Source organism: Streptomyces sp. SLBN-8D4 (assembly GCF_049739545.1).
Taxonomy (GTDB): domain Bacteria; phylum Actinomycetota; class Actinomycetes; order Streptomycetales; family Streptomycetaceae; genus Streptomyces; species Streptomyces canus_C.
Genome location: NZ_JBMGQC010000001.1, coordinates 5,546,826 through 5,569,563, shown reverse-complemented (window position 1 = coordinate 5,569,563; position 22,738 = coordinate 5,546,826). Strand labels below are relative to the sequence as shown.

The following is a 22,738-nucleotide window of genomic DNA, read 5'->3' as shown; positions in this document are numbered from 1 at the left end:
GAACTTGTATGCACGAGTATACGAGTACAGCTCGGGTCTGGGGACTTACTTGCCCAGGTTTCCCGGAAGAGGTCAGCCGGGCCCGCCGATGGACCCGCGACATCCTGCGCGAATCGCCATGGGCCGAGGACGCCGAACTCATCGTGAGCGAGCTGAGCGCGAACGCGATCCTCCACACGGCCAGCGGCCAGGACTCGGGCAGCTTCCATCTGGCCCTAGCGGTATCGGCCCAGGCCATCGCGCTGTCGGTCACGGACGACGGAGGCGCCGGCAGCGCCCCAAAGGTCGAGCGCCAGGACCAGGACGCCGAGCACGGCCGGGGCCTGGGCATGGTCAACGTGATCGCCCACCGGGTCGTGGTGCACAAGAGCGACGGCGGCCACACGGTCACCGCGGAGCTCTACACGGACCCGCCCGCGGGAGGTCACCCGTGCTGATGGACAAGCCGCAGCGAGGCTACTGGTGCGAGTGCTGGACCGAAGACCTCACCGCCGAGACACTGCCGACCCTCCGGGCATCCTTCGACGCGTACTCGGCACCACAGGCCGACAGATGGGTGGCGGTTGCACTGCGCACGATCTCACCGGCACTGGATCCCGACGCCTCCCAGGACGCGTGGGAGTGGCTGTACGACGGCCGCATCACTACGCGGAGAGCACTCCTACGCGCCGAGCCCAGCACGGTGACTCTCACCCAGGCCTGCACACGCCTCACATGGACGATCCGGCCAGTGATCTTCCTCCCGCTGGCACACCGCCAAGGGGCCGAACTTCCTTCCTGCGCTCACGACTTCAAACCGCACACGGAGCCTTGCACTCCCCAGCGGACCGACTGAGTTACAACTTTCTTTACTGGTTCAAGGCCCGCGCACGGCGCGGGCGCGCGCCGCCTCTGCGGCGCGGCCTGCCTCCTGTCTGCGCCCCGGCTGGCCGCGCCCGGCGGCGCGCTCGGCGGCTGCGGGCAGAAGGTAGGAGGCACCCTCTGTGGCTGGGGCGGTCGGCTCCAGGATTTTCCACGACTTAAGTTTACTAATCAGCTAGCTCGATTCGGCGAACCCTTTCCGTGATGGCCTGGATTCTCGCGATAGCCTCGGCTAGATAGCCGGAGGGGGGTACATCTCTTCCGTGCACAACATTGTTCCGCACTCGTCGTAGCAAGTCGATTTCGTGGCGGGTCTCCGGGTCTATCACATGCAGATTGTCGAGCAAGCGGGCCGTCGGCATTGCGATCCGCTCGCCGTTCACCTTTGAAGCGAGGTTCCTCAGAATTTCTTCTAGCACTACCCAGCTCGTCAGGAACCGGCCCATTTGCTCATGCATTTCTGCGCTCTCGGAACCCGGGGCGCCGAAAGATTCCATAGAGTCAACGTATAGGGAGTTGAACTTCTCGTATCGCGAAGAATCTTCGGCCAGAAGGGAGTCGATCACCTGCTCTGCGAGAGGGCGCTTTTCAACGTTGCCGTGCAGAGATTCCAAATATGGCGCTAGGTCGCTCGGTGTCTCCTTCCTCAAATGCGTCATGAAGTCGAACAATAGATCGACTTGCCCTAGGCCCGAGTCGCCGACCGGCTCGCCCAGTATCTGGCCAGCTTGGTTGAGTAGATGGGCGGCCAGTTCATAGTGGTTGAGAAATTTTCCGTTGCTAGCAACCCGGTCATCGCCTGCCTTCTGGAGCATTCTCAGTGACAGTTCACCAGCGATAACCAATCCGTTGAGTTGGTCTAGGATTGATAGTTCGACTTGGGACAAGCTACCCGCTAGGGGCTTGTAGATGAGGTCGTGTTCGACCTCTGACCAGGCGTGCATTAGCACCGAGGCTACCTGTACTTCAATTCGCGCCTGAGAGTATCGCTTGTCCAGATCGCTTAGGCTGCGCTCATTTAGTCGAACGCGGTAGTGGTGTGCTGAGTATCCTGAAAACTTTTTCTCGGGTTCCTGCTTTTTGTCTGGCTCGGGGAATTCCTTCTTTTTCTGTACTTCAAATAGGCGATACACAGCCTTTTCTGCCTGGTCCTGTTCGCCTGGGAAGTAAAGGGCGACGCGTACGCCAGCGAGGTCGACGATGTCCTCATAGATGTCTTCAATCGTCTTATACTTCTCCCTCGGTGCGCGCTGGCGGCATTTTTCTTCCAAGCGCGTTATGTCTTTTGCGCGATGGGTGACTATGCAGCGGACACCTGAACTCCTCAAGTCTCTTTCCAAGGTTTGAGCAACTAGACGCGCAGCCTGGCTGTAGAAGTCATATTCCTTCGAATAGCGTGCGACGAATTGGTCGATCAATTTCATGGCCCCGCCTAGTGCTGTGAGATGATCGGACTTGGTCTGAGCGTAGGATGCCGCAATCACGGCTTGTCGACGCGGGAAACGAGCCGCTCGGTGCGTCACAGATCGGTACAGGAGCGCTCCCGTAGCGCCCGCGACGAACTGCTCGACAGCGCTGGGCGATGACTGCCCGCGAGCTCGGCCTGGGCAAGCGCGAGTGCTGTTGTGCGGCCTCTGAGTGATCACACGCGGGCCGTCCCTGGGCCGTCCGACGCCCCCCGAGGCCACTCGACGACGACCGACGGTGACAGTCGATCTACAGGCGCCGACGACGAACCCCCAGGTCACAGCCCCCCGACCGAACGGGTTACCACCCAAGGGTGGACCTCAGGCAAGATGGGGTGTTTCTTGCCGTCAGGGGTGAAAACGCTCCTTCTTAGATCTCGACGGGATCGTACGTGCCGTCATGGAACTTGAAGGTCTTTACCTCGACGTCGTACTCGTCGCGTATGTAGCCGCCGTAGCCCCGGCGCGCGACGTGAGGAGCGATCAGCTGTAGCAGTGCGTCGAGATAGAGCGTGAGGTCATCGACCCAGTAGATGCGCACGAACAGTTCCCACTCGTACCGCTTGCCCGATGACGTGAACTCCTGCACCGTTCGGCGTAGAGACACGAGGTCGCCGCCAGGAAGCCGGCCCTGGCCCGAGAGAAGCAATGGGTACGGATGATCGTCTGGGTCCAGGTCGTCCGGACCTTCGTCGTCAATGCCCATATGCCAGCGCAGGGCCGCCAGAACCGGGGCCGGGGTGTCATCGCGGAGGAAGCAGGAGAAGACAACTTCGTAGTGATCACTCATGGCGCGCATTGTGTCCGACCACACTGACATCACCATGTGGTCGGTGACAGGACGCGTGCCAGGTCGTGCGGGGAACCACGGGGAATGGCGGGGACCAGGTTGCCGACCGGTCAACTTCCGTAGCCTCTCCGCCGCAGGTCAGCCGAGCAGCCGCCCATAGAAGACCCAAGCTTCCCAAGCTGATGTCCCACAGGGCCCCGCTCCTGCAGTGACGCCGGCTGAGGTCATGGACGATGACCGCATGCGCTACTTCAATGGCACAGGCTGGCTCGCGATATTCACCGGCACCGAGACGATGATCGGCCGGACCGTACACGTGGACGCCTGGGACGAGACGACAGGTGTTGCCCTCGTGGTCGACCCCAAGCGCGGTACCCGCCGCCCAGTCACGGACTACCCGGACTTCTCCCACCTTGAGCAGGCCGACCAGGTGGTTGCTGCCGTCCCCGGAGGAGGCTGGCGCGCGTACTGGAAGGACGAAGGCCCCAACAACGGGCCATTGACGGAGCAGATACTGGCGTGGCTCATCACGTCCAAGGGGCGAGCAACACCGATCACTGTCGACGCCCACGGAGACGTGGACGATGCCGAGGGCGCCGATCGCCTCATCCCACCTGGGGAAGAGTGAAGCTCCCCCACCGCCCACACCGTCTCAGATTCCGTCTCATTCACCCCCGTTCCCGGCCGTTCAGAGGGGACCACTGGTCAGGCTCCCCGCACGAGCCAACCGCCCATGAACGCAGATGAACGCCCCCGTACGACCACCACCCCACCCCCACAGTTGGAAATCGCGCGCCCTGCGTCACCCCTCTGACTGGGGAGTCCTGAGCCGATGGAGCAGCGCGATAGCATCCCGGATGCCCATTCCATGGAGATCCAGCGCGGACGCGTTCGCGCGGATCTTGACACAGCGTGGCGTCGAGCCCAATGCCGTAGACGACGTCGACGCCGCTTGGGGTGCCTTCGGCGACTTTCTCCAGGTCGAGGTCGAAGGGATCGAGGGACCCGAGAACGACGGCGACGGCTTCATCGCCGAATGGGGCAGGTGGGACTGGAACGACAGCCAGCCATCGATGTCCTTCGGGCGGCTGCTGGCGGTCAACGACGCCGACGACCGCGATGGCCCCGACTGGCAGCCCGAGTACTGGAAAGTGGAGTTGCAACTCATCTTCGCCGAGGACCCGGAATGGGCAGATCTCGACAGCCTCGGGCATCAAGACACCGGGTTCGGCTTCGACGAGATCGGCGCACCCAGGGTCGCAGCGCTGAGTGAGATGCGCCGGTTGATCGAGTCTTATCCCCAACTGGCAGCCATGTGGCGAGCCAAGCCCATGCGCAGTGCCTTGACGCTTGAACCAGCCGGGTAGAGGGCGCTCCCCGTACAGCACGGAAGTACCGCAACCCCAGCAACCGCCACCGTCCAACAGCCACCATGCAGGACTGGGCAGCAACCACAATGACCGTCTCTGACCGACCCACATTGAGCTACGGATCAGAAGGCTTCTGACATCCACGGCTGACATCAACGACGCCGGACGGGGGCGTACACCAGCGTCTCTGTCCGGCCGTCGGACCAGTCGACGGCCACAGCTAGAGCGGGATTGGATCTCCTAAAGCGGGTGTCGCAGGTTCGAATCCTGCCGGGGGCACAGAGAAACACCTGGTCAGAGGCCCTTCCGTCCAACGGGCGGGAGGGCCTTCGTACTCGCAGCACACATATGGCACACATGCGGCTGCGGGCGGAGGTGGGGAGCTGTGCGAGATGCCCGCGAAGGACGAGCTGGCCCGGCGCCGGTACGAGAGGCTGGTCGACCAGCTTGAGTCGATGATGCGGGCCGCGCTGAAGCCGGAGTACGAGGGGTACTACGGGCAGCTGATCCTTGGCGCTGACGATCTTGCGGAGATGGGCGAGCTCAAGGACGTCCGGCGTGCCGCCAGGGGGGCGGGACGGCGTCTCGGCTGGAAGACGACCACCCGTCTCGTCGGTGACCGGCTCTTCGTCCTCGACGAGCGGAAGGCTCCCGAGGAGGTCGAGCGGCTGGCCGGAGATGCAGCCGCTGCCGCGATCGACCGGGCCCGGCAGGAAAGCCACCGACCGCGCGGCTGACCTGATCCGAGGGAGCCGCAAGGCGCCGCCCCACCGCATCAGCGCGGTGGGGCGGCGCCCTCGGTTACAGCTACCCGGCACGGATCAGGCACACATCACGCGGCATCGTCCTCCAGGGTGGCCACTGCCTCGGCGGCCTCACGGGCCTTCCGCTCCGCCTTCTCCAGCTTGGCCTTCGCCTTGGCGAGTTGCTTGGAGCGGCGCTTGTGCATCTTCTTCGAGACCTCGTCCAGACGGTCAGGGAAGAGGTGCCCGTACGTGTCCAGGGTCAGCGTCGCGGACTTGTGGCCCAGCATCGTCTGTACGACGTTGACGTCCGCGCCACTGGCGATGGCGAGCGAGGCTGCCGTGTGCCGCAACTTGTGCGGGGTGACCTTGAGGTGCCCCAGCCCGGCCTTCGCGACCGCCGGCGCGAAGAACCGCTGGCGGAAGTTACGGGCCCGCAGTGGCCCGCCCTGCGGGGCGGTGAAGAGCAGTTCCTCATCTCCCCGCCCTTGGACGTGAGGCTTCAACTCCTCGACCAGGAACCGCGGGATCGGTACCGATCGGCGCTCGTGGTTCTTGGGGGTGTCGAGGTAGAGCTTGCCGTTGTCCTCGGCGTACGCCTCGACGATGTGCGCCCGGCAGGCGTCCAGGTCAACGCGGCCCACCTTCAGCGCGGACGCCTCGCCCCAGCGCAGGCCGGTGTAGGCCAGCAGCAGGATGAACACCCGGTAGGCGCCTGACGCGTTGGCCAGCGCGTCGACCTGCATGTCGTCGAGGTACACGTGGTCAGCCGGCATCGCCTTGGGCAAGGGCACGCCGACAGCCGGGTTGACCGCCAGACGACGGGCCTTGACCGCGTAGCCGAGGACGCGACTGAGGACGACGTACGCCTTGCGGACCGACCGCGGGCTGAGCTTCCTGCCGCCGGTCGCCTCGCCGGACAGCAGATCCGCGAGCCACTCCGCGATGTCCTCGAAGTGGATGCGGTCCAGCGGGGTCGTGCCCCACTTGGGAATCACGTGGACGTCGAGAACGCCGCGGTAGCGAGCCCGGGTTGAGCGCTTGAGGTGGAGCTGCGCCGCCAGCCAGGACTCCGCCACCTCTGCGAACTTCACACGGGCGGCGGCCGGATCACGGTAGGAGCCGTCGTTGAGACGAGACTCCATCCTCGTCCGCTCGGCCTCGGCGTCGACCTTGCGGGTGAAGGTCTTCATCTTCGGCTTACCGTCGGGGTCGTACCAGCGCACGCGGTAGTAGCGCATGCAGCAGAAAGGGCGGCTCCACTGCGACGGTCCGGGTGGTCTCCAGATACGTCGCCGCGTTCTTTCCGTCAATGCCCTCGCCGGTGCGGACGAGCTCCTGTCGGCGCTCCTCCCAGGCTGGCCAGTGGCGATCGAGGTAGGTCTCCAGAGTGTCCTCGAAGACGGTGTAACGTCCGGTCGAGTCGTCGGCGGGCTGCGGAGTCGGTGTCGCTCCCAGGTACTGCAGAAGATTCGAGTTCTTGGTCCGGTTCGCCCGCGCCTGGCGCTCGAACTCCTTCTCCTTCTCCTGACGCTGCTCAGGGATGAGGAGGCGCACTGACTCCCGTTTCCGGTCTTCCATGCCGAGGTCTCCGTCGAAGACGACGTAGCACGGTACGCCCAAGGCGCTGAAAAGCGCGTCGGAGATCATGAGGTTGTCCTTGCCGTGGACCTCGATGACGCTGATGCCGTCCGCACCCAGGTTGATCCCCGACCGCTCGGCGCAACCGGTGATCACTCCCGCGTCCCCGCGCCCTTCGACCAGAACCACAGCGTGGGCGAAGAATCCCTCCGCCATGGCGCCGCCCAGCGTCCCCTCGGTCCGGCTCCTGATCACCTGCTTGTCGACAAGCCCGTCGAGGGCCGTGAACAGGCCCTCCTCCGTAGCCTGCCATACCTCGGTGGCGGGGTGGTCTTCGCCGGCCGCGCGGCAGAGGCGGCGGATCTGGTGGTAGCCCTTCGGGTCGATGAAGACGGGATTGTGGGTGGCGTACATGACCTGGGTACGGCCCTGCGGCGACGTGGCGACCAGCTCGCGCAGCACCTTGGCGAAGGTCCGAGCCTGAGGCGGATGTTGGAACAGCTCAGGCTCCTCGGTGGCTAGGCACAACGTCCGCATCCCGTCGGCCGGGCGCCGACGGTCGGCCAGGTACTTCAGCGCTGCGATGATCAGGGCACGCTGGAAGCCATGCCCTTGCCGGTGCACCGAGGTGTGGGCAGCACCGTCCCGGATGCTCACCCGGAAGGTGGTCCGGGCGGGCCTCGGCGCCTGCACTGTGGGGGTCACGACCACCTCACGTCCGGTGGTGAACTTGGCGACCTCCGCGGAGAGCGCAGCCGACACCTCATCCAGCACAGGGCCGTAGACCTTCGTGTGCACCTCCTGCCGGGCCAGATGGGCGCTCTCCTCGATCTCGCCGAGCTGCTCGTTCGCCTCCGAGCGGTCCACAGCGTGGTCGAGGATGCGGCCGAGTGCCGTCGCCTTCTGGTCGTCGGCCTCCTCGTAGGCCCGCAGGTCGGCAGAGACGAACACAAAGTCGATCAGCTGGGCCAGCCTGCTCTGTCCGGCGAAGCCGAAGAAATGCGTGTCCTCGACCTCGGCCTCCGTGAGGCGGTCACGGTTGGCCAGCTCCCAGGTACGCATCGCCTCCAGGACCTTCTCCTTGGTCCCGGCGGCCGACAGCCCCAGGCTCGGATCGCTCTCCCGCAACTGGTCATAAGCCCGACGCAGATCCATGGCCTTGTCGTTCTTCCGCACCTCCTCAAAGGGCCCGTACGCAAGCGCCTTTCCCGTGATCTTGTCCTCGCCGTCCTGCCAGGTTCGCCAGATACTCACGCTCGCAGCGCCGTCAGGTGCGTATCGCCCGAGAGTCTGCCGGTCATGCTCGGTCAGCCCGTCGAACTCCACCTCCACGGAGATGCGGCCTCCCTCCACCGCCGAGTGGACATCGTCATCGCTGAGCGCGACGCCCTTCTCGCCGTTGAAGAACCAGTCGAGCGCACGCAGCACGGTTGACTTGCCCGCCCCGGTCGGTCCGATGAATGAGGTGATGTCCTCGAAGGAGACGTCCACCATGTGCAGGCAGCAGAAGTTCTCGATGCGAACGCGCTTGATCTTCACGGTCGTCCTGAGCGTTTGGTACGGACGGGGCATTTGACTCCCCGTGTAGCGTTTGTGGACGCTAGCAGCGACCCTGACGCCCAATCAGCTGAATTCCCGAGATGAGTGATTCCTCGGCCTCGGAGGCCACACCAAGCTGCTCCCGGCGGAGATGGTAGTCAGCATCACCGCTGAGGCTCTTTCTGATCTTCAAGGCGCGGGCTCAGAAGGGGCTGGGTGATCCATCTGCACACCGTGCCGCATACTCCCAGGTTGGAAGCTGTCCGCCCCTCTGAACCCCGTCGCTTGCCAAGCGAGAGCGCGAGTTCGCTGCTCGTCACGCGCTCCACATGGCCGCGGACAGGCGCCGAGTGTGCGGGCATTCATCGCTTCCGATGCCCAACACCCCCTTCACGGAACACCTGTTCGAAGTGAAGGATAGGGGGTGATCGCGTGTCAGTTCGGCACGTCGCTCGTTAGGCAGCGCAGTCGAAGCGCCGGGTGGGAAAGCGCTGATGACCAGTGTCCACCCGCTACGGGAGGGGACCCATGGGCGATCGCAGCACAATCGAGTGGACTGAGGCGACCTGGAATCCCACCACGGGATGCGACCGGATCTCCCCCGGGTGTGACAACTGCTACGCATTGACGTTATCCAGGCGCCTCAAGGCCATGGGCGTTGCCAAGTACCAGACTGACGGAGATCCGAGGACATCAGGCCCGGGCTTCGGCCTCACCCCTCACCCAGACGCATTGACCATTCCCCGTCAGTGGAAGGCCCCACGGATGGTCTTCGTCAACTCCATGAGCGACCTCTTCCACGCCAAGGTCTCCCTTGACTTCGTCCGGCAGGTCTTCCAGGTGATTGCCGAGACTCCCCAGCACACGTATCAGCTACTGACCAAGAGAGCCCGCAGGCTGCGGCGTGTGGCCGGCGACCTCGACTGGCCTTCCAACCTGTGGATGGGCGTGTCCGTCGAAGATGCTGATCATCTGGATCGTGTCGACGACCTTCGCCAAGTTCCCGCTGCCGTGCGCTTCCTGTCCTGTGAGCCGCTGCTCGGTCCCCTTACCGGTCTGCACCTGGACGGCATCGGCTGGGTTATTGCCGGCGGGGAGTCCGGGCCCCACCATCGGCCCGTGGCGGAGGAGTGGCTGGTGGACATCCGCGACGCCTGCAACGACGCCGAAGTGCCCTTCTTCTTCAAGCAATGGGGTGGCCGCAGCCCGAAGTCAGGGGGCCGCGAACTCGACGGAGCGACCTGGGACGAGATGCCGCCCCGACTGCCTGTAGCAGCCCATTAACGGCCAAACTCCAGCAGACGCCGTACGCACTCTGGTGGCATATGGCAACGGTGTGTGACCCTCTCCCCAGCGGGGCCGACGGGAGTAGGGGGACCGATCGTGGCCGTACCGAAGGATGCCGTGTGGGAACGCGATCCGCACACGGCGGCCAAACATGACTTACTGAAGCGGTACTTGGAAGCCTGGGCGCCGATTCTGCTGTCACGGCTCGACGTGATCAGTTACGCCGAAGGCTTCGCGGGTGCCGGCGTCTACAAACAGGGCGAGCCCGGCTCCCCGGTTATCGCTTACGAAGTCTTCGCCGAGGCTCTGCGCAGGTTCCCGAAACGCATGCGCGTGATCCTCATGGAGGAGGACGCCCGGCGCGTCGAGGAGTTACAGCGCCAGATGGAGCTCGTCCGTTCCCGGCAGACGGACGACATCACCAAACGAATAGCGGTGGACATCCGTCACGGAGATTTCCACCCGGCCCTCCTGCAGAAGCTGCGTGGCATCGGAGCACTGGGGAAACCCCTCTTCGTCCTGCTGGACAGCTTCGGCGGACCTGACATCCCCTTCTCGCTCCTCCAGGAGCTGGGGTGCCATCCCCGCACCGAAGTGATGGTGACCTTCGAACCCAGCTTCCTCACCCGATTCGCCGAGAAGCACGATGGCCACCGCCAACTCGGCGACGAAGCGTTCGGAAGCCAGGAGTGGCAGGGCGTCTTCCAGCAGCCGCCCTCAGGCAAGTTCACCTTCCTGCGCGAGCAATATCGGAACACGCTGCGCCAGGCAGGGTTCACGCACACGCTGTACTTCGAGATGGTCGACGAGGGCGGCAGGATGCTCTACCTGATCTTCGGCACCCGGCACGAACTGGGGCTGGAGAAGATGAAGGACGCCATGTGGAAGGTGGACCCTTCCTATGGCGTCCGCTACCGCGACCCGAGGGACACCCAACAGCAGATGCTTGAGCTCGTATTCGAACCGGATACGGCTCCGCTGCGACGGATCCTGCACGACTTCATCTCCGAAACGCCCGACGGGCGAACCATCCCAGAGCTCAAGCGATACGCCCTCTTGGAAACCGTCTACCGGCCCGCCCAAGTGATCGAGGCTGTCCGGCAGCTGCGTGAGGCGGGAGCCGTGACGACGGAACCTCGTGCGATCAACGCCAAGACACGAGTGAGCCTGGCGACGGCGCCGCCCACTACCTGTCCGTCTGCCGAGCAAGGCGCTCTCTGGTGAGAGGCCGCGAGGGCACATCCAGGGCACATGAGCCTGGGAAACGGCGTTGACCCGTGAGAGCTACCAAGAGGAGTTTCCCCAGGTCAGCGCACATCCCCCTGCGAAACCCCAGGTCAGCCCCCTCCCGCCCCCAATCGCTGCACGAGTGAGAGATAAGAACGTGCCAGGCGCCGCTGACCCGCACGGACAACACCACCGGACACGAACCAACGCCAGCGGTCACTGCTGCACAGCAGCTACTACGCCTGTAGGGGCTGATGGTCGGCCGTATCCGTATCCGAGCGTGTCAGGTTATGGCGGTGATCACCCGCGGGTCAGGCCCATCTCTCCGACGCGTAGTCCGGCCTGGAAACGGGAGCCCGCGTTGAGGGCGACGAGCAGTTCGGCGACCCGGCGGCGGTAGGTGCGCAGCGACATGCCGAGTTCCCGTGCGGCGGTCTCGTCGGTGGCGCCGGAGGCCAGGGCGCGCAAGACCCTTGCGCTTTGGGCGTCGATCCGGGGCCATTCCGCGCTCAGAGAGGCCGCGAGGTCGGTGGCGCTCTCCCACGCGGCTTCGAACAGTGCGTAGGCCCCGTCGACCAGGGCTGGTGTGGCACTCACGGTGTAGGTGCGGTGTCCAGGGGCGGCCGGTGCGGATGTCATGGGGCTGGTGAGGATCATGGTTCGCCGGTCGATGAAGAAGGTTCCCCGGGACAACGGGGTGGCGGTGATCCGGATCTGCATGCCGTGGGCGGCCATCTCGCGCAGGGCTTCCCGGTCGCGCTCGTCGGCGAGCACTGCGGGGCTGTACAGCTTGCGGGCCCGGACCGCCCCGTCACGACGCATCGTCAGGCGGGCGGCCTCACGGGCGCCGGGCCAGGTGTCGAGGTCGCGGGCGACGTTGACCCATTCCGTGTCGTCCGACTCCGCCAAGGGTCTGATGCGCGCCCAGAGCTCAAGATCACTGCGAAGCATCACGACCTGTGTCATGCATCCATTGTGCCGGTGGCAGCAAAGTGCCACGGGCTCGTCGGCTGATGCCGCGCCTTGCAGGCTGGAGGCCATGAGCAACAGATTCCGCCTCGGCGGCGACCTTGACGTCAACCGGCTCGGCTTCGGCGCCATGCGGCTGCCCTCCAAGGAGGGGATGGGCGGTCCCGCCCGCGACCCGGAGGCCGGCCGTGCCGTGCTGCGGCGCGCCGTCGAACTCGGGGTCGACCACATCGACACCGCCGACTTCTACGTCAGCCACGGCGGTGCGGTGCGTGCGAACACCCTGATCCGCGAGGCCCTGTACCCCTACCCGTCCAACCTGGTCATCGCCACCAAGGTCGGGCCCGTCATCCGCCCCGACGGCCTCCACCACGGCACCCCGGCCGACATGCGTGGCTTTGTCGAAGCCAACCTCGACGGCCTGGGCGTGGACCGACTCGATCTCGTCTACCTGCGCATCGGGGCGATGGCACCCCCGCACGGCGAGTCGCTCGCCGAGCGCTTCGAGGCACTCGCCGCGCTGCGCGAGGAGGGCCTGATCCGGCACCTCGGCCTCAGCAACGTCGACACCGGCCATCTCGCGGAGGCTCGTGCCATCGCGCCCGTCGCCGCCGTACAGAACCACGCCGGCCAGCGTGACGAAGCGGACTTCCTGGCCGCCTGCCAGGAGTCCGGCATCGCCTTCGTGCCCTTCTTCCCTGTGGGTGGCGGCCGGGAACTCGACGACGAGCGTCTTGCCAAGGTGGCGGCCCGGCACCGTGCCACCGTCCCGCAGATCGGCCTCGCCTGGCTGCTGGCCTCCTCCCCGATGGCCCTGGCCATCCCGGGCACGGGGTCCCTCTCCCACCTGGAGGACAACATGGCCGCCGCCGCGATCACCCTCACCGACGACGACCTCGCCGACCTCTCCTGACGTCGCACACGAAAGAAGCCCCTGCCATGAAACTGCTGATCCTCGGTGCGACCGGTCCCACCGGTCGTCATGTGGTCGATCTGGCCGTGCGATCCGGCGACTCGGTCACGGCCTTCGTGCGTAACCCGGGGGCCCTGGGTGACCTGGCCGAGCGGGTCACGCCGGTCACCGGCGACGCCACCTCACACCGCGACCTCGCCGCCGCGGCGGCCGGGCACGACGCGATCGTCTCCGCGCTCGGCAGGGGCAACTCGGTGCGCGCCGACGGCCTCTTCACACGCGCCTCGGTGGCCGTGATCGGCGCGGCCCGGGAAGTGGGTGTCTCCCGCCTGGTGTGGCTGTCGTCGTTCGGTGTCGGCGACACCTTCGGCTGGTCGAGCAGCGCGCAGAAGCTGATCTACGGCACGCTGCTGCGGTCGATCTACGCCGACAAGGCGATCGCGGACGAGAGCATCCGCTCCAGCGGGCTGGACTGGACCGTGGTCTACCCGACCAGGCTGACCCACGGCCCGGCCAGGGGTACGTACCGCGCGGACGACCGGCTGCCGATGAAGGGCAACCCGACGATCAGCCGCGCGGACGTCGCCGCCTTCATGCACCGGGCAGCACATGGCAGGGAGTGGATCAACCGCACCGCCGTGATCTCGGACTGAGCGTCCACACTCCGAGTATGACAGTCGTTATAGAAGCGTGTAGCCTGGTTCTATAACGTCTGTCATAGGAGGATGTCGTGACGATCATTACCGTGAACGCCCCCAAGGGACGCCTCGACCTCGGCCAGCGCCGCGAGCTGGCCGAGACGCTGACGGACGCGGTGCTGGTGCCCGAGGTGGGACAGCCCGCTCCGGCCGCCCGCGTCGGGTTCCAGGTGCACTTCGTCGAGCGCGAGCGGGACATGATGGCGATCGGCGGGCGGCTGCTTTCGGACGCCGGTCAGGAACTCGACGTGATGGTGATCGACATCGCGGTCATGGACGCCGCCTGGCAGCCGGACGTACGAGGCCAGGTCATCGAGCGTGTCCTGGCGGCGCTGGCGGAGTCCTGCGGACTGGAGAAGCCGTCACCGACGTGGTGGGTCAACTTCCGCGTGATCGACGAGGGCAGCTGGGGCTCGTCCGGGGGCGCGCTGTCCGTCCTCCCACTCCTTGAGAGCGGCGTGTTCACGGAGGAGAGGGCCAAAGCCGTCCGTGCCGCGCTGGGCGCCTGAAGTCGACAGCGACGGGCCTCCAGGCATGCACGGAGCCCTGCCCCCGCCCGGTCAGCCCTTGATCGCGGCGAGGACGAGCGCCTGCAACTGCTCCGCGGTGCGGTCCAGGGGCTGAGTGCTGCGCTTGGCACGGCACATCGCCACGGTCCCCTCGACGGCCGCGACGACGAGGGTGGCGAGCTGGGCCGCCTGCTCACGCCCGGCGCCGTGCTCGCACAGCGAGTCGGCCAGCAGGCTTTCCCAGGCGCCGAAGACGTCAGCTGCCGCTACCAGGGCGGCCGGCGTCTCGTCAGTGGGTGGCTCCTCGATGGAGACGGCGAGAACCGGGCAGCCCGCCCGGAAGTCACTGTCGACGACGATCTTGCGCCACAGGTCGAGAAACGCCCGCAGCCCGGCGACCGGTCCCGCCTCCAACTCCCTGCGCAGCCTGCGGGCGACCCACTCGCCCGTGTAGCGGACGGCCTCGGTGGCCAACTGCTGCTTGCCTTCGGGGAAGTAGTGGTACGTCGAGCCGAGCGGCGCCCTGGCGTGCTTGGCCGTCTCGCGGATGCTCGTCGCGTTCAGACCGCGTCGACTGATCATGTCGGCCGCGCCGGCCACGATCCGCTCGCGCGCCGCCGGACTTGACTTGGCCACGTACCCGATCCCTTCGACCCCACTGGCTATAACAGCCGTCATAGTCTAGCGTGTCCGTCGTTTATAACGACCGTCATAAACCTGGTCGTCGAACGAAACGAAGACGAACGCAACGAAGAGAGGTATGCCCATGCCGATGATCCGGCTCACAGCCCCCGCCGGCGCCCTGACCGAACAGGGCCGTCTGAGCATCCAGCGCGACCTCGCCGCCGTACTGCTGCGCTGGGAGGGCGCACCCGACACGGCGTTCTTCCGCGCCCAGGCATGGAGCTACCTCGTAGAACTGCCGGAAGACGCCCAGATCACCGCCGAGGACGACGCGCCGCGCTTCCTGGTAGAGGTCACCGTCCCGCACGGAGCCCTGTCCGAGCGCCGCAAGGCGGGCCTGGTCGAGGAGGCGACGAAGACCGTCCTGGCCGCCGCCGGCCTCGGCCCGGACGACGCCCTGCGAGTGTGGGTGCTCGTCCACGAACAGCCCGACGGCACCTGGGGCGCGGGCGGCTCCGTCATCCGCTACGCCGACCTGGTGGCACTGGCGAAGGGACAGCGCACCGATGCGTGAACTGACCTACGTCGCCCGGCGCACCGTCGAGTGGCGCGAGGCGCCCGACCCGGAACTCCAGGCTGACGGGGAGGCGATCGTCGCGCCGGTGGCCGCCACCTCCTGCGACGTGGACTCCTCCATCCTGGCCGGCCACGGCTTCATCGACCCGCCCTTCGCCCTCGGCCACGAGTGCGTCGCCCGGGTCGTCGAGACCGGCGACGCCGTCACCGCCGTAGCCCCCGGTGACCTGGTCGTCGTCCCCTGGTCCATCAACTGCGGCACCTGCGAGCGCTGCCGGGCCGGGCTGACCGCGCACTGCACCGCCGTGCCCTACATGGCGATGTACGGCGCACCGATCGGCGGCAGTTGGGGCGGTCTCTTCTCCGACCTGGTCCGCGTGCCCTACGCCGACGCCATGCTCGTCCCGCTGCCGGCCGGCCTCGACCCCGTCGCCATGGCCTCCGCCAGCGACAACTGGTCCCTGGCCTGGCGCCTGGTCGCCCCCCACCTCAAGGCCCGGCCCGGAGCACGCGTCCTGGTCGTCGCCCGCGGCAGCATCGGCCTGTACGTGTGCGACATCGCCCGCGCCCTCGGCGCCTCCGAAGTGCTCTACGTCGACCCCGACCCCGAACACCGCACCCTGGCCCGCGCCTTCGGCGCCGCCACCGCCGAAGTCCTGGAACCGATCCCCCAGGGCTACGACATCGCCGTCGAGGCCACCGGACGCGTCGACCAGCTCGCCCTGGCCGTCAAATCCCTTACTCCGGAGGGGATGTGCGAGTCGGCGGGCAACCATTTCCGTCCCGGTGAACTGCCACTGCTCGACATGTACCTCAACGGCGTCACCCTGCGCATCGCCCGCGACAACGTGCGCGCCCACATCCCCGACGCCCTCGAACTCGCCGCCTCCGGCAGGGTCGCCCCCGAAAAGGTGGTCTCCCACGTCATCGATTGGGAGGACCTGCCGACCGCGCTGCCGGAGAAGCATCTGAAGCCGGTCTTCGTCCGGGCCGATGACTGACCGCGCCCGGCCCGCACCCCACCGTCCCACCCCACCGAGAAACCCGATGCACACTTCCCTCACCGACCCGCCGCCCCCTGGCACTGCCACCGACCCCACGCGAGCGACAGCCGAGGAAGAGGAACTGGAAGACCAGAAGGCGGCCATCACCCGCCTCGGCCACGAACTGCGTGCCCTGGTGGAAGCCACCGTCCGCACCGCCGCCTCCCCGGACACCCTCCACCGTGTGGCGGACGGCGTCCGCGCCATCACCAGCCAGCTGACGGGCCGACGGCGGTCGCGGGCGGAGATCCCCGAGGTGGACGAGTTCCCCACAGGGACACGTATCTACAGCCCTGTGACCGGGGCCGGGAGCCCGCTGGCCCCGCCCGTACAGGTGACGCCCACCGCCGACGGCCTGGTGGGTCACTGCACGCTCGGCATCGCCCACGAAGGGCCGCCCGGCTACGGCCACGGCGGCATGAGCGCCATGCTGTTGGACGAACTCATGGGCCGCGCCTGCGCAGCAGCCGGAACGCCCGGCCTGACCGTCTCCCTTCAGATGCGCTACCACCGCCCGGTCCCACTGGAAACACCCCTGCGGATCCTCGCCCGCGTCACCGGCAGGGACGACCGCAAGATCTTCGTGAGCGGGTCGATCGCCACCCGGACAGCCCCCGACACGAGCCTCGTCACTTCCGACGGGGTCTTCATCGCTCCCGACCCCCACCGCGCTCGCACCCTGTTCCCGGGGCTGCAAGCCGAACGGTGACCAGCCGGGCATACGGCGTATCCCCCGCCAGAAGCTGCCGGCAGAACGGATCCAGCACACATGAGGCCGGGAAACCCCGTGAACAGGCGAGAACTACGGAGGGGTGTTTTCCCAGGCCAGGCGCCCCGCAGTCGACGTTTCCGCAGGTCACAGCCCCGCCCAAGGAAAACTCCTAAAGCGGGTGTCGCAGGTTCGAATCCTGCCGGGGCACAGACAGAAGGGCCAGCTCAGGAGGGGTTTCCTCCAAGGCTGGCCCTTGGCCGTTTCAGGCGCCGTGCCACATCCATGCCGCTACGAGCCCGCCCGATCCTTTTCAGAGGGCTCGGGGGTGGCCACTCCCCCGCTGCCCCGGATCATGGCCCCAAGCCGGTCGGCGATGGCCCGGGCCCGGTCGCTGGTCATGTGCTGGTAGCGCGGCTCGGGAGCTGCTGTGGCCCATGCGCGTCATCGGCTCCCAGGTGCCGGCTCCCGCCGTCGAGGCGAGCGTGTCGCCCGTGTGCCGAAGGTCGTGGAAGGGCAACTCGGCCGTGACACCCGCGGCCTTCCGGGCCTTCACCCAGTCGTCCCTCCGCCGCAGTTGCCCGCCTCTGCGGATCGACGAAGACGCGTGTCTCGGTCGGCAGCGGCGCGTCGAGGAGTGTCCGGACCACGTCAGGTCAGGAGGTACGCCTTCAGGATCGTCACCGCGTAGGTGTTGCCGGTGGTGTCGGTCAGGGTGGATTTGAGGGAGACCGAGCGGGCGTTTTCCGGGTGGGTCAGGGTGAGGGTCCTTTTGCCGTGGGTGGTGGTCACCGGGGCGGGGGACCAGGTCTTGCCGGCGTCGTAGGAGACCTTCACCGTCAGGGATTTCAGGTGGGTGGCCGCCGGGCCCTGGAGGGAGAGGGGGATCGTGGTGCGGCGGCCCGCGGGGGCCGTGCCGGTCGGGGTCAGCTTCGGGTGGAAGCGGACCGTGGAGAGGGGCAGCGAGCCGGAGTCGGACGGGCTGGACGTGAAGGTCCAGGCCGCTGTCAGGCGGCTCGTGGTCGTGGCCACGCCTGGCGGGCGGGTCAGGTTCGTTCGGATCGTGTAGCGGGCCGGGACGGACGGGAGCTTCTCCACGGTCTGGCAGAGGTCGCCGTCGTTGTCGAGCAGGGTGCTGCCGTCCGCGGTGACCGTGGTGTGGCGTTTCGCTGTGGAGAAGGCGGGGTGTCCGCTCCCGTCGGCGAGGTCGGGGACGCACAGGTCCAGGGTGTCGCCGTCGCGCTGTGCGCCGTACGGGCCGCCGGTGATCGGGCTGAAGACACCGACGTTGTACGTGGCCGCGTAGGTCCGGCCCGCCTGGTACGACCTCGCGCGCTCCGTGCCGTAGAAGACGTCATCGTCGTCTCCGGAGGTGTTTCGCTGGCCCAGGTTGGCCGTCCACTTGAAGCCCTTGGGCGTGGTGACGTAGATCTTCGCGGTCGTCGGCAGCGGGAAGGGGTCGCTCACCGTACCCAGCGACAGGGTGGGGCCGCTCCACAGGACGTTGACGATGCCCTTGCGGTGCGCGACGGACGAGCCGAAGTTCCGTTTCAGCAGGGCCAGTTCGTTCATGCGCGTGGTGTGCCGATAGCCGGTGGGGAAGCGGTCGGGCAGGTTGTGGAGCAGGTGGTAGGTGGGTGCTGCCCTTCTGCCACAGGCCGCCGAGCTGCGTGCTGAGCCTCCCGGCCGGGGCGGCCGGTCCCAGGGTTGCTGTGCGCAGGTTCTTGAACGTGCCCCAGAACAGAGTGCTGTTGTGCGCTCCGCTCCCGGTGTCCCCGGTGCCCACGGCGAGGTTGAGCTGGCCGTCGGACATCTTCGCGCCCTGCGGGGCGGTGATCCGGACCGGCTTCGCCTTGCGCGCGTCGAGGACGACCGTGGTGTCCCCGGTCAGCGAGAGCCGCGGCCGGACCAGCGCGGAGGTGCCGTGGGCGTCGTCCAGCACTGTGTCCACGACGTAGTCGCCGCGCGGGACCCGCACCCGGTACACGCCCTTGGAGATCTGCTCGGAGTCCTTGAGGTTCGTGGTCCAGTACGTGCCCGAGTACCCGAGGATCTCGGTCAGCGGAGCGCTCACGGGCCGGCCGTCGCGGTCGAGGAACTTCAGGGTGAGGTCGTGTGCCTCGGCCTCGCGTACGACGCCGAAGGCGGTCCGTACGGCAGCGGGGTCGGCGGCCGCGGGGTCGGCGCCGTTGCGCGCGGTGGCGACCAGCGTGCCCGAGTAGGCGCCGTCCGCCGCCTCGACGCGGGTGTCCGCAGTGAGGTCGACGTCGGCGGTGCCGCCCGCCGGGACGGTGAGCTGTGCGGTGCTCAGCGTGAACATGCCTTCGGGGGCCGTGCTGCCTCCGGGGCCGGTCGCGGTGGCCGTCAGGTCCAGGGTGACCGGGTGGTCGCCGTCGTTGCGGTAGGTCATGTGCTGGGTGACCGGCCGGTCGTCGGTGTGGGGCCACAGCTGCTTGCCGAAGGACACGGAGGTCTGTTCGCTCGCCACCGCCCCCTCCAGTGCCCGGGACACGTCGAGCCGGCCCGTCCCCTGCTGGTAGCCGGTCACGCCGGTGGTCGGGGTGGTGGACGCGGTGAGCGCCTGCTTGATCCGTGCGCCGGTCCAGTCGGGGTGCCGCTGGGCGAGGATCGCGGCCGCCCCCGCGGCATGCGGCGTCGCCATCGACGTACCGGACATGGAGACATAGCCGTCGGCAGCCGGGTCGCCCATGTGGCCGTGCGCCGCCCTCGCCGAGACGATGTCCACGCCCGGCGCCGTGAGGTCCGGTTTCAGCGCGCTGTCGGCGGTCGGGCCGGTGCTGGAGAAGTCGGCGAGCCGGTCCTCGCCGTCGACGGCGCCCACGGTGAGCGCCGACTCCGCGGCCCCCGGCGAGTCGATGGTTCCCACGTCCGGGCCCTCGTTGCCGGCCGCGGCGACGGTGAGCATGCCGGTGCTCTTCGAGAGGGCGTTCACCGCGGCCTCGACCGGGTCCTCCCCCGGGGTGTCCTCCTGGCCCAGGCTGAGGTTGGCCACCTTGGCGCCCTGCCCGGCGGCCCACTCCAGGCCGGCGATGACGCCGGAGTCGCTGCCCTCGCCGCTGTCGTCCAGCACCTTGGCGTTGAGGATCCCGGCACCCGGCGCGACGCCCGTGTACCGGCCGCCGGACCGTGCGCCGGAGCCCGCCAGCGTCGCGGCCACATGGGTGCCGTGGCCGGCCATGTCGTCGGTGCTGTTGGTGCCGGTGAAGTCCTTCGAGGCCTTCACCGCCGAGGCGAGGTCCGGGTGTGTGGTGTCGATGCCGGTGTCCAGGACGGCGACCTTGACGCCCTTGCCGTCGTATCCGGCCGCCCAGGCGGCCGGGGCGCCGATCTGCGCGACGCCGCCGCCCGCCTCCCCGGCCGCCTCCCCGGCCTTCGCGCCGTCTTGGTCCGCCGGCGCCTTGAAGCGGCCGTCCAGCCAGACCCGCGCGACTCCCTGCTCCTCGGTGAGGGCCTGCCACATGTCGTCGGCCCCGGCCTTGGGCACGGTGATCGCGGCGCCCGCCACGCTGGGCAGCTCCCGGCGCACGGTGGCGTCCGCGTCCGCGACCAGTGACTTCTGGGTGCTCCTGCGCTGGGCGGACTTGCCCTCGTACGACACGATCAGCGGGAGCGTGCCGCGCCGGGTGTCGTCGTAGCCGGCGCGTATCAGGCCGCTGACATCGAACAGCCGCATGTCCAGGACGCCTTGGCCGATCAGGGCGGCGGCGTCGGCGGGAACGACGTACTGATCGCCCCCGACGCCGCGCACGGACACCGGGACGTGCTCACGGCCCGGTGCCCGCCGTACGCCCGTCACCCGGCCCCGGGCGTCCAACCGGACCCGGTCGCCGGTGAGGAGGGTGACGTACCGGCCGGTCGCGGAGGCGGAGCCGGCGGTCCGCGCGCTGAGGGCGGAGCCGCCGGGCGCCGCGACGGTGGCGGTGTCCTGCGTCCGTACCCCGAGGCCGGAGCCCGTGGCCGCCACCGAGACGCCCGTCATCAGCCCCGCCACCAGCAGGGCGGCCAGCGAGGCGCTCGTGGTTCTGTCGCGCATTCAGCCCACCTGCCCGGGGACCTGCTTGGCGGCGTCGACGACCGCGCGCTCGGTGATCGCGCTGGTGTGCGTGACGGTACCGACCTTGAGGGAACTGTCCGCCGTGGCCTTGACCACCACGATGCGCTCGCCGAGGAACCGCAGCGTCTTCTTGTCGAAGATCCACTCGGTGCGCTCGCCGTCGGTGTCGTTCTGCCGTGCGATCGCGACCCCGTGCCGGCCCGTGGCGTCGACCGCGTCATCCACCGAGACGACTCCGGGGATCTTGGCCGCGGCCTTGTAGAGGGCGGCGCCGACCTCGGCGGGCGGGTAGCTCTCGAACAGCAGATCGCCTATCGCGACGAAGGCCGCCTGGTCGCGCGGGACTTCGGGGTCCCGGACGGCGTCCGACGCACGGTAGATCCGCTGGAGCAGCGCGTCGGGGTCGGTCGGCAGCTCGGCCAGGGCGTTGTAGGCGCCGCTGAACGGGGTGTCGCTCTTCAGGGTGATGCCCTTGTCGCTCGTCTTGCCGGCCTCGATCAGCCAGCCGTCCCTGCCGTCGAGGGAGTTCCAGACCTGGCGGGAGTGCAGCTCGTCGCTGACCACCTCGCGCTTGTCGCCGTCGGTCTTGATGTAGCTGTCGGCCACCTTCGAGGCGATGTAGATGTACTGGCCCTTGTGCGGGGTGGGCGCGGAGGTGTCGGCGGCGGCCAGGGAGATGCGTTCGAGGAGCTGGGGGGCGCCCTTGGCGTCGGCGACGCCGATGCTGGTGGTCAGTGCGGGGCCGGTGGCCAGGGCGGTCCTGTCGTCCTGGGTTCCGCCGCCGGTGAGGGCGAGGCCGCCCACGACCGCGCCGGCCAGGGCGAAGGCCGCGGCGGGCAGGAGGATCGTACGGCGCAGGAACGGGTTCGAGCGCTTCACGGGCGCGACCGGAGAGGTGGCGGGCGTACGGGAGGAGGTGCGGAGGTCTTCGTGGATCCGGGCCATCATCTGCTCCTTGTGGAACTGGTGGCGGCCCGCCGGCAGATCCCGCTCGGCGGAGGGCAGCAGACCCTGCGTCTCCGTCCACTCGGCCGGGTGGGGCCGGTGGGAGGGGCTGGCGTTCATCGGTTTCCTTCCTGTGCGGACCGGACCGCGTATCCGCGATCACCTGTTATCTGCCGGTTCGTGGGGGTGGGTTCCCGTTTTTCTCCGAGCAGTTGTGCGTCGGCGAGCTTGCGCAGCCTGGCGCGGGCGCGGGAGAGGCGGGAGCGGACGGTGCCGACCGGGATGCCGAGGGCGCGGGCCGCCTCGACGTACTCCATCCCCTCCCACAGGCACAGCGTCAGGACCTCACGCTCGGGACGCTTGAGCAGGCTGAGGGCGGCGAGCGTGGCGTTGATACGGCGCCGGTCGTCCAGGCGTCCGGCGGTCTCCTCGGCGTGGTCCTCGATCCGTTCCTCGGCGGCGTGCGCGGCCGCCGCGGCGCTCGCCGCGTTGCGGTAGCGGCGGTTGCTGCGGTGGTGGGAGCGGGCGACGTTGGTGGCGATGCCCAGCAGCCACGGCCGCAGCGAGCCGCCTTCGGCCTCGACCGAGGCCCGGCGCCGCCACGCCTCCATGAAGGTCGTCGACATCACGTCCTCGGCCAGCGACCAGTCGGCGGTCAGCCGGAAGGCGTGGTTGTACACCGCGCGGGCGCACTCGTCGAAGAGTTCCGCGAAGGCGTCCGGATCTCCGTTTCGCACCCGGGTTCGCATATCTGTGGTCACGTCTTGAACTGACGTACGGTGAGGGCGAGTTCCGGTGAGACACGTCACAGCC

Annotated in this window: 23 protein-coding genes and 1 tRNA gene; 14 read left to right on the top strand and 10 right to left on the bottom strand. The window is 67.9% G+C overall.

Features of this window, described 5'->3' with window-relative positions; all coding sequences use genetic code 11:
* Nucleotides 1-8: 8 nt before the first annotated feature.
* Nucleotides 9-437 (top strand): ATP-binding protein, encoded by a 429-nt coding sequence (locus RKD20_RS25340; RefSeq protein ID WP_424879721.1) that lies wholly within the window; start codon nt 9-11, stop codon nt 435-437.
* Nucleotides 437-835 (top strand): hypothetical protein, encoded by a 399-nt coding sequence (locus RKD20_RS25335; protein ID WP_424883315.1) that lies wholly within the window; start codon nt 437-439, stop codon nt 833-835. The genes RKD20_RS25340 and RKD20_RS25335 overlap by 1 nt, the downstream gene beginning before the upstream one ends.
* A 193-nt stretch (nt 836-1,028) precedes the next feature.
* On the opposite strand, the gene RKD20_RS25330 is transcribed toward RKD20_RS25335, so the two are convergent.
* Both RKD20_RS25330 and RKD20_RS25325 read right to left on the bottom strand, forming a co-directional pair.
* A complete protein-coding gene (locus RKD20_RS25330) occupies nt 1,029-2,285 on the bottom strand; it encodes a hypothetical protein (protein ID WP_424879720.1) in 1,257 nt (418 codons plus the stop codon).
* Between the two features lie 412 nt (nt 2,286-2,697).
* Entirely contained in the window at nt 2,698-3,117 is a 420-nt protein-coding gene (locus tag RKD20_RS25325; RefSeq protein WP_424879719.1) for a hypothetical protein, read from the bottom strand.
* A 241-nt stretch (nt 3,118-3,358) separates the two neighbouring features.
* Between RKD20_RS25325 and RKD20_RS25320 the strand changes: the two genes are divergently transcribed.
* The 3 genes from RKD20_RS25320 (at nt 3,359) to RKD20_RS25310 (ending at nt 5,224) form a co-directional block, all read left to right on the top strand.
* Complete coding sequence (locus RKD20_RS25320) at nt 3,359-3,745, top strand: hypothetical protein (protein WP_424879718.1); 387 nt, start codon at nt 3,359-3,361, stop codon at nt 3,743-3,745.
* Nucleotides 3,746-4,019: 274 nt separating this feature from the next.
* The gene (locus RKD20_RS25315; protein WP_424879717.1) at nt 4,020-4,484 is read left to right on the top strand and encodes a hypothetical protein; all 465 of its coding nucleotides are present in this window, start codon (nt 4,020-4,022) and stop codon (nt 4,482-4,484) included.
* 395 nt (nt 4,485-4,879) lie between these two features.
* Complete coding sequence (locus RKD20_RS25310; protein ID WP_424879716.1) at nt 4,880-5,224, top strand: hypothetical protein; 345 nt, start codon at nt 4,880-4,882, stop codon at nt 5,222-5,224.
* Between the two features lie 95 nt (nt 5,225-5,319).
* Here RKD20_RS25310 and RKD20_RS25305 read toward each other — a convergent pair whose 3' ends face one another.
* Complete coding sequence (locus tag RKD20_RS25305) at nt 5,320-6,471, bottom strand: tyrosine-type recombinase/integrase (protein WP_424879715.1); 1,152 nt, start codon at nt 6,469-6,471, stop codon at nt 5,320-5,322.
* The gene (locus RKD20_RS25300) at nt 6,431-8,383 is read right to left on the bottom strand and encodes an ATP-dependent nuclease (RefSeq protein ID WP_424879714.1); all 1,953 of its coding nucleotides are present in this window, start codon (nt 8,381-8,383) and stop codon (nt 6,431-6,433) included. The genes RKD20_RS25305 and RKD20_RS25300 overlap by 41 nt, the downstream gene beginning before the upstream one ends.
* Before the next feature lie 495 nt (nt 8,384-8,878).
* Between RKD20_RS25300 and RKD20_RS25295 the strand changes: the two genes are divergently transcribed.
* Both RKD20_RS25295 and RKD20_RS25290 read left to right on the top strand, forming a co-directional pair.
* Nucleotides 8,879-9,634 (top strand): DUF5131 family protein, encoded by a 756-nt coding sequence (locus RKD20_RS25295; RefSeq protein ID WP_424879713.1) that lies wholly within the window; start codon nt 8,879-8,881, stop codon nt 9,632-9,634.
* Nucleotides 9,635-9,733: 99 nt separating this feature from the next.
* Nucleotides 9,734-10,861 (top strand): three-Cys-motif partner protein TcmP, encoded by a 1,128-nt coding sequence (locus RKD20_RS25290; protein ID WP_424879712.1) that lies wholly within the window; start codon nt 9,734-9,736, stop codon nt 10,859-10,861.
* A 303-nt stretch (nt 10,862-11,164) separates the two neighbouring features.
* Here RKD20_RS25290 and RKD20_RS25285 read toward each other — a convergent pair whose 3' ends face one another.
* Nucleotides 11,165-11,830, bottom strand: a complete 666-nt coding sequence (locus tag RKD20_RS25285; protein WP_424879711.1) for a DNA-binding response regulator — start codon at nt 11,828-11,830, stop codon at nt 11,165-11,167.
* 73 nt (nt 11,831-11,903) lie between these two features.
* On the opposite strand from RKD20_RS25285, the gene RKD20_RS25280 reads away from it, so the two are divergent.
* The 3 genes from RKD20_RS25280 (at nt 11,904) to RKD20_RS25270 (ending at nt 13,953) form a co-directional block, all read left to right on the top strand.
* A complete protein-coding gene (locus RKD20_RS25280; protein WP_424879710.1) occupies nt 11,904-12,746 on the top strand; it encodes an aldo/keto reductase in 843 nt (280 codons plus the stop codon).
* A 26-nt stretch (nt 12,747-12,772) separates the two neighbouring features.
* On the top strand, nt 12,773-13,399 hold the full coding sequence (locus RKD20_RS25275) for an NAD(P)-dependent oxidoreductase (protein WP_424879709.1): 627 nt from the start codon (nt 12,773-12,775) through the stop codon (nt 13,397-13,399).
* A 77-nt stretch (nt 13,400-13,476) separates the two neighbouring features.
* Nucleotides 13,477-13,953: a tautomerase family protein gene (locus RKD20_RS25270; protein ID WP_424879708.1), complete on the top strand. Its 477-nt coding sequence runs from the start codon at nt 13,477-13,479 to the stop codon at nt 13,951-13,953.
* Nucleotides 13,954-14,004: 51 nt separating this feature from the next.
* On the opposite strand, the gene RKD20_RS25265 is transcribed toward RKD20_RS25270, so the two are convergent.
* Nucleotides 14,005-14,589, bottom strand: coding sequence for a TetR/AcrR family transcriptional regulator (locus tag RKD20_RS25265; RefSeq protein ID WP_424879707.1), 585 nt, complete (start codon nt 14,587-14,589; stop codon nt 14,005-14,007).
* 130 nt (nt 14,590-14,719) lie between these two features.
* Here RKD20_RS25265 and RKD20_RS25260 point away from each other — a divergent pair, with 130 nt between their 5' ends.
* The 4 genes from RKD20_RS25260 to RKD20_RS25245 all read left to right on the top strand — a co-directional run bounded on the left by RKD20_RS25260 (nt 14,720) and on the right by RKD20_RS25245 (nt 17,115).
* Entirely contained in the window at nt 14,720-15,151 is a 432-nt protein-coding gene (locus RKD20_RS25260; protein ID WP_424879706.1) for a tautomerase family protein, read from the top strand.
* Nucleotides 15,144-16,154 carry a zinc-dependent alcohol dehydrogenase gene (locus RKD20_RS25255; protein WP_424879705.1) on the top strand — a complete coding sequence of 337 codons (1,011 nt, stop codon included), beginning with the start codon at nt 15,144-15,146 and terminating at the stop codon, nt 16,152-16,154. The genes RKD20_RS25260 and RKD20_RS25255 overlap by 8 nt, the downstream gene beginning before the upstream one ends.
* A gap of 46 nt (nt 16,155-16,200) precedes the next feature.
* A complete protein-coding gene (locus RKD20_RS25250) occupies nt 16,201-16,905 on the top strand; it encodes a PaaI family thioesterase (protein WP_424879704.1) in 705 nt (234 codons plus the stop codon).
* Nucleotides 16,906-17,027: 122 nt separating this feature from the next.
* Nucleotides 17,028-17,115, top strand: a tRNA-OTHER gene (locus tag RKD20_RS25245).
* A 441-nt stretch (nt 17,116-17,556) separates the two neighbouring features.
* On the opposite strand, the gene RKD20_RS25240 is transcribed toward RKD20_RS25245, so the two are convergent.
* From RKD20_RS25240 to RKD20_RS25225, 4 genes are read right to left on the bottom strand one after another with little or no spacing between them, the layout of a single operon-like run.
* Nucleotides 17,557-18,372, bottom strand: a complete 816-nt coding sequence (locus RKD20_RS25240; RefSeq protein ID WP_424879703.1) for a hypothetical protein — start codon at nt 18,370-18,372, stop codon at nt 17,557-17,559.
* Nucleotides 18,260-20,959, bottom strand: a complete 2,700-nt coding sequence (locus RKD20_RS25235) for a S8 family peptidase (protein WP_424879702.1) — start codon at nt 20,957-20,959, stop codon at nt 18,260-18,262. The genes RKD20_RS25240 and RKD20_RS25235 overlap by 113 nt, the downstream gene beginning before the upstream one ends.
* Nucleotides 20,960-22,045 (bottom strand): CU044_5270 family protein, encoded by a 1,086-nt coding sequence (locus tag RKD20_RS25230; protein WP_424879701.1) that lies wholly within the window; start codon nt 22,043-22,045, stop codon nt 20,960-20,962.
* Nucleotides 22,042-22,686 (bottom strand): RNA polymerase sigma factor, encoded by a 645-nt coding sequence (locus RKD20_RS25225; RefSeq protein ID WP_424879700.1) that lies wholly within the window; start codon nt 22,684-22,686, stop codon nt 22,042-22,044. The genes RKD20_RS25230 and RKD20_RS25225 overlap by 4 nt, the downstream gene beginning before the upstream one ends.
* Nucleotides 22,687-22,738: the final 52 nt, after the last annotated feature.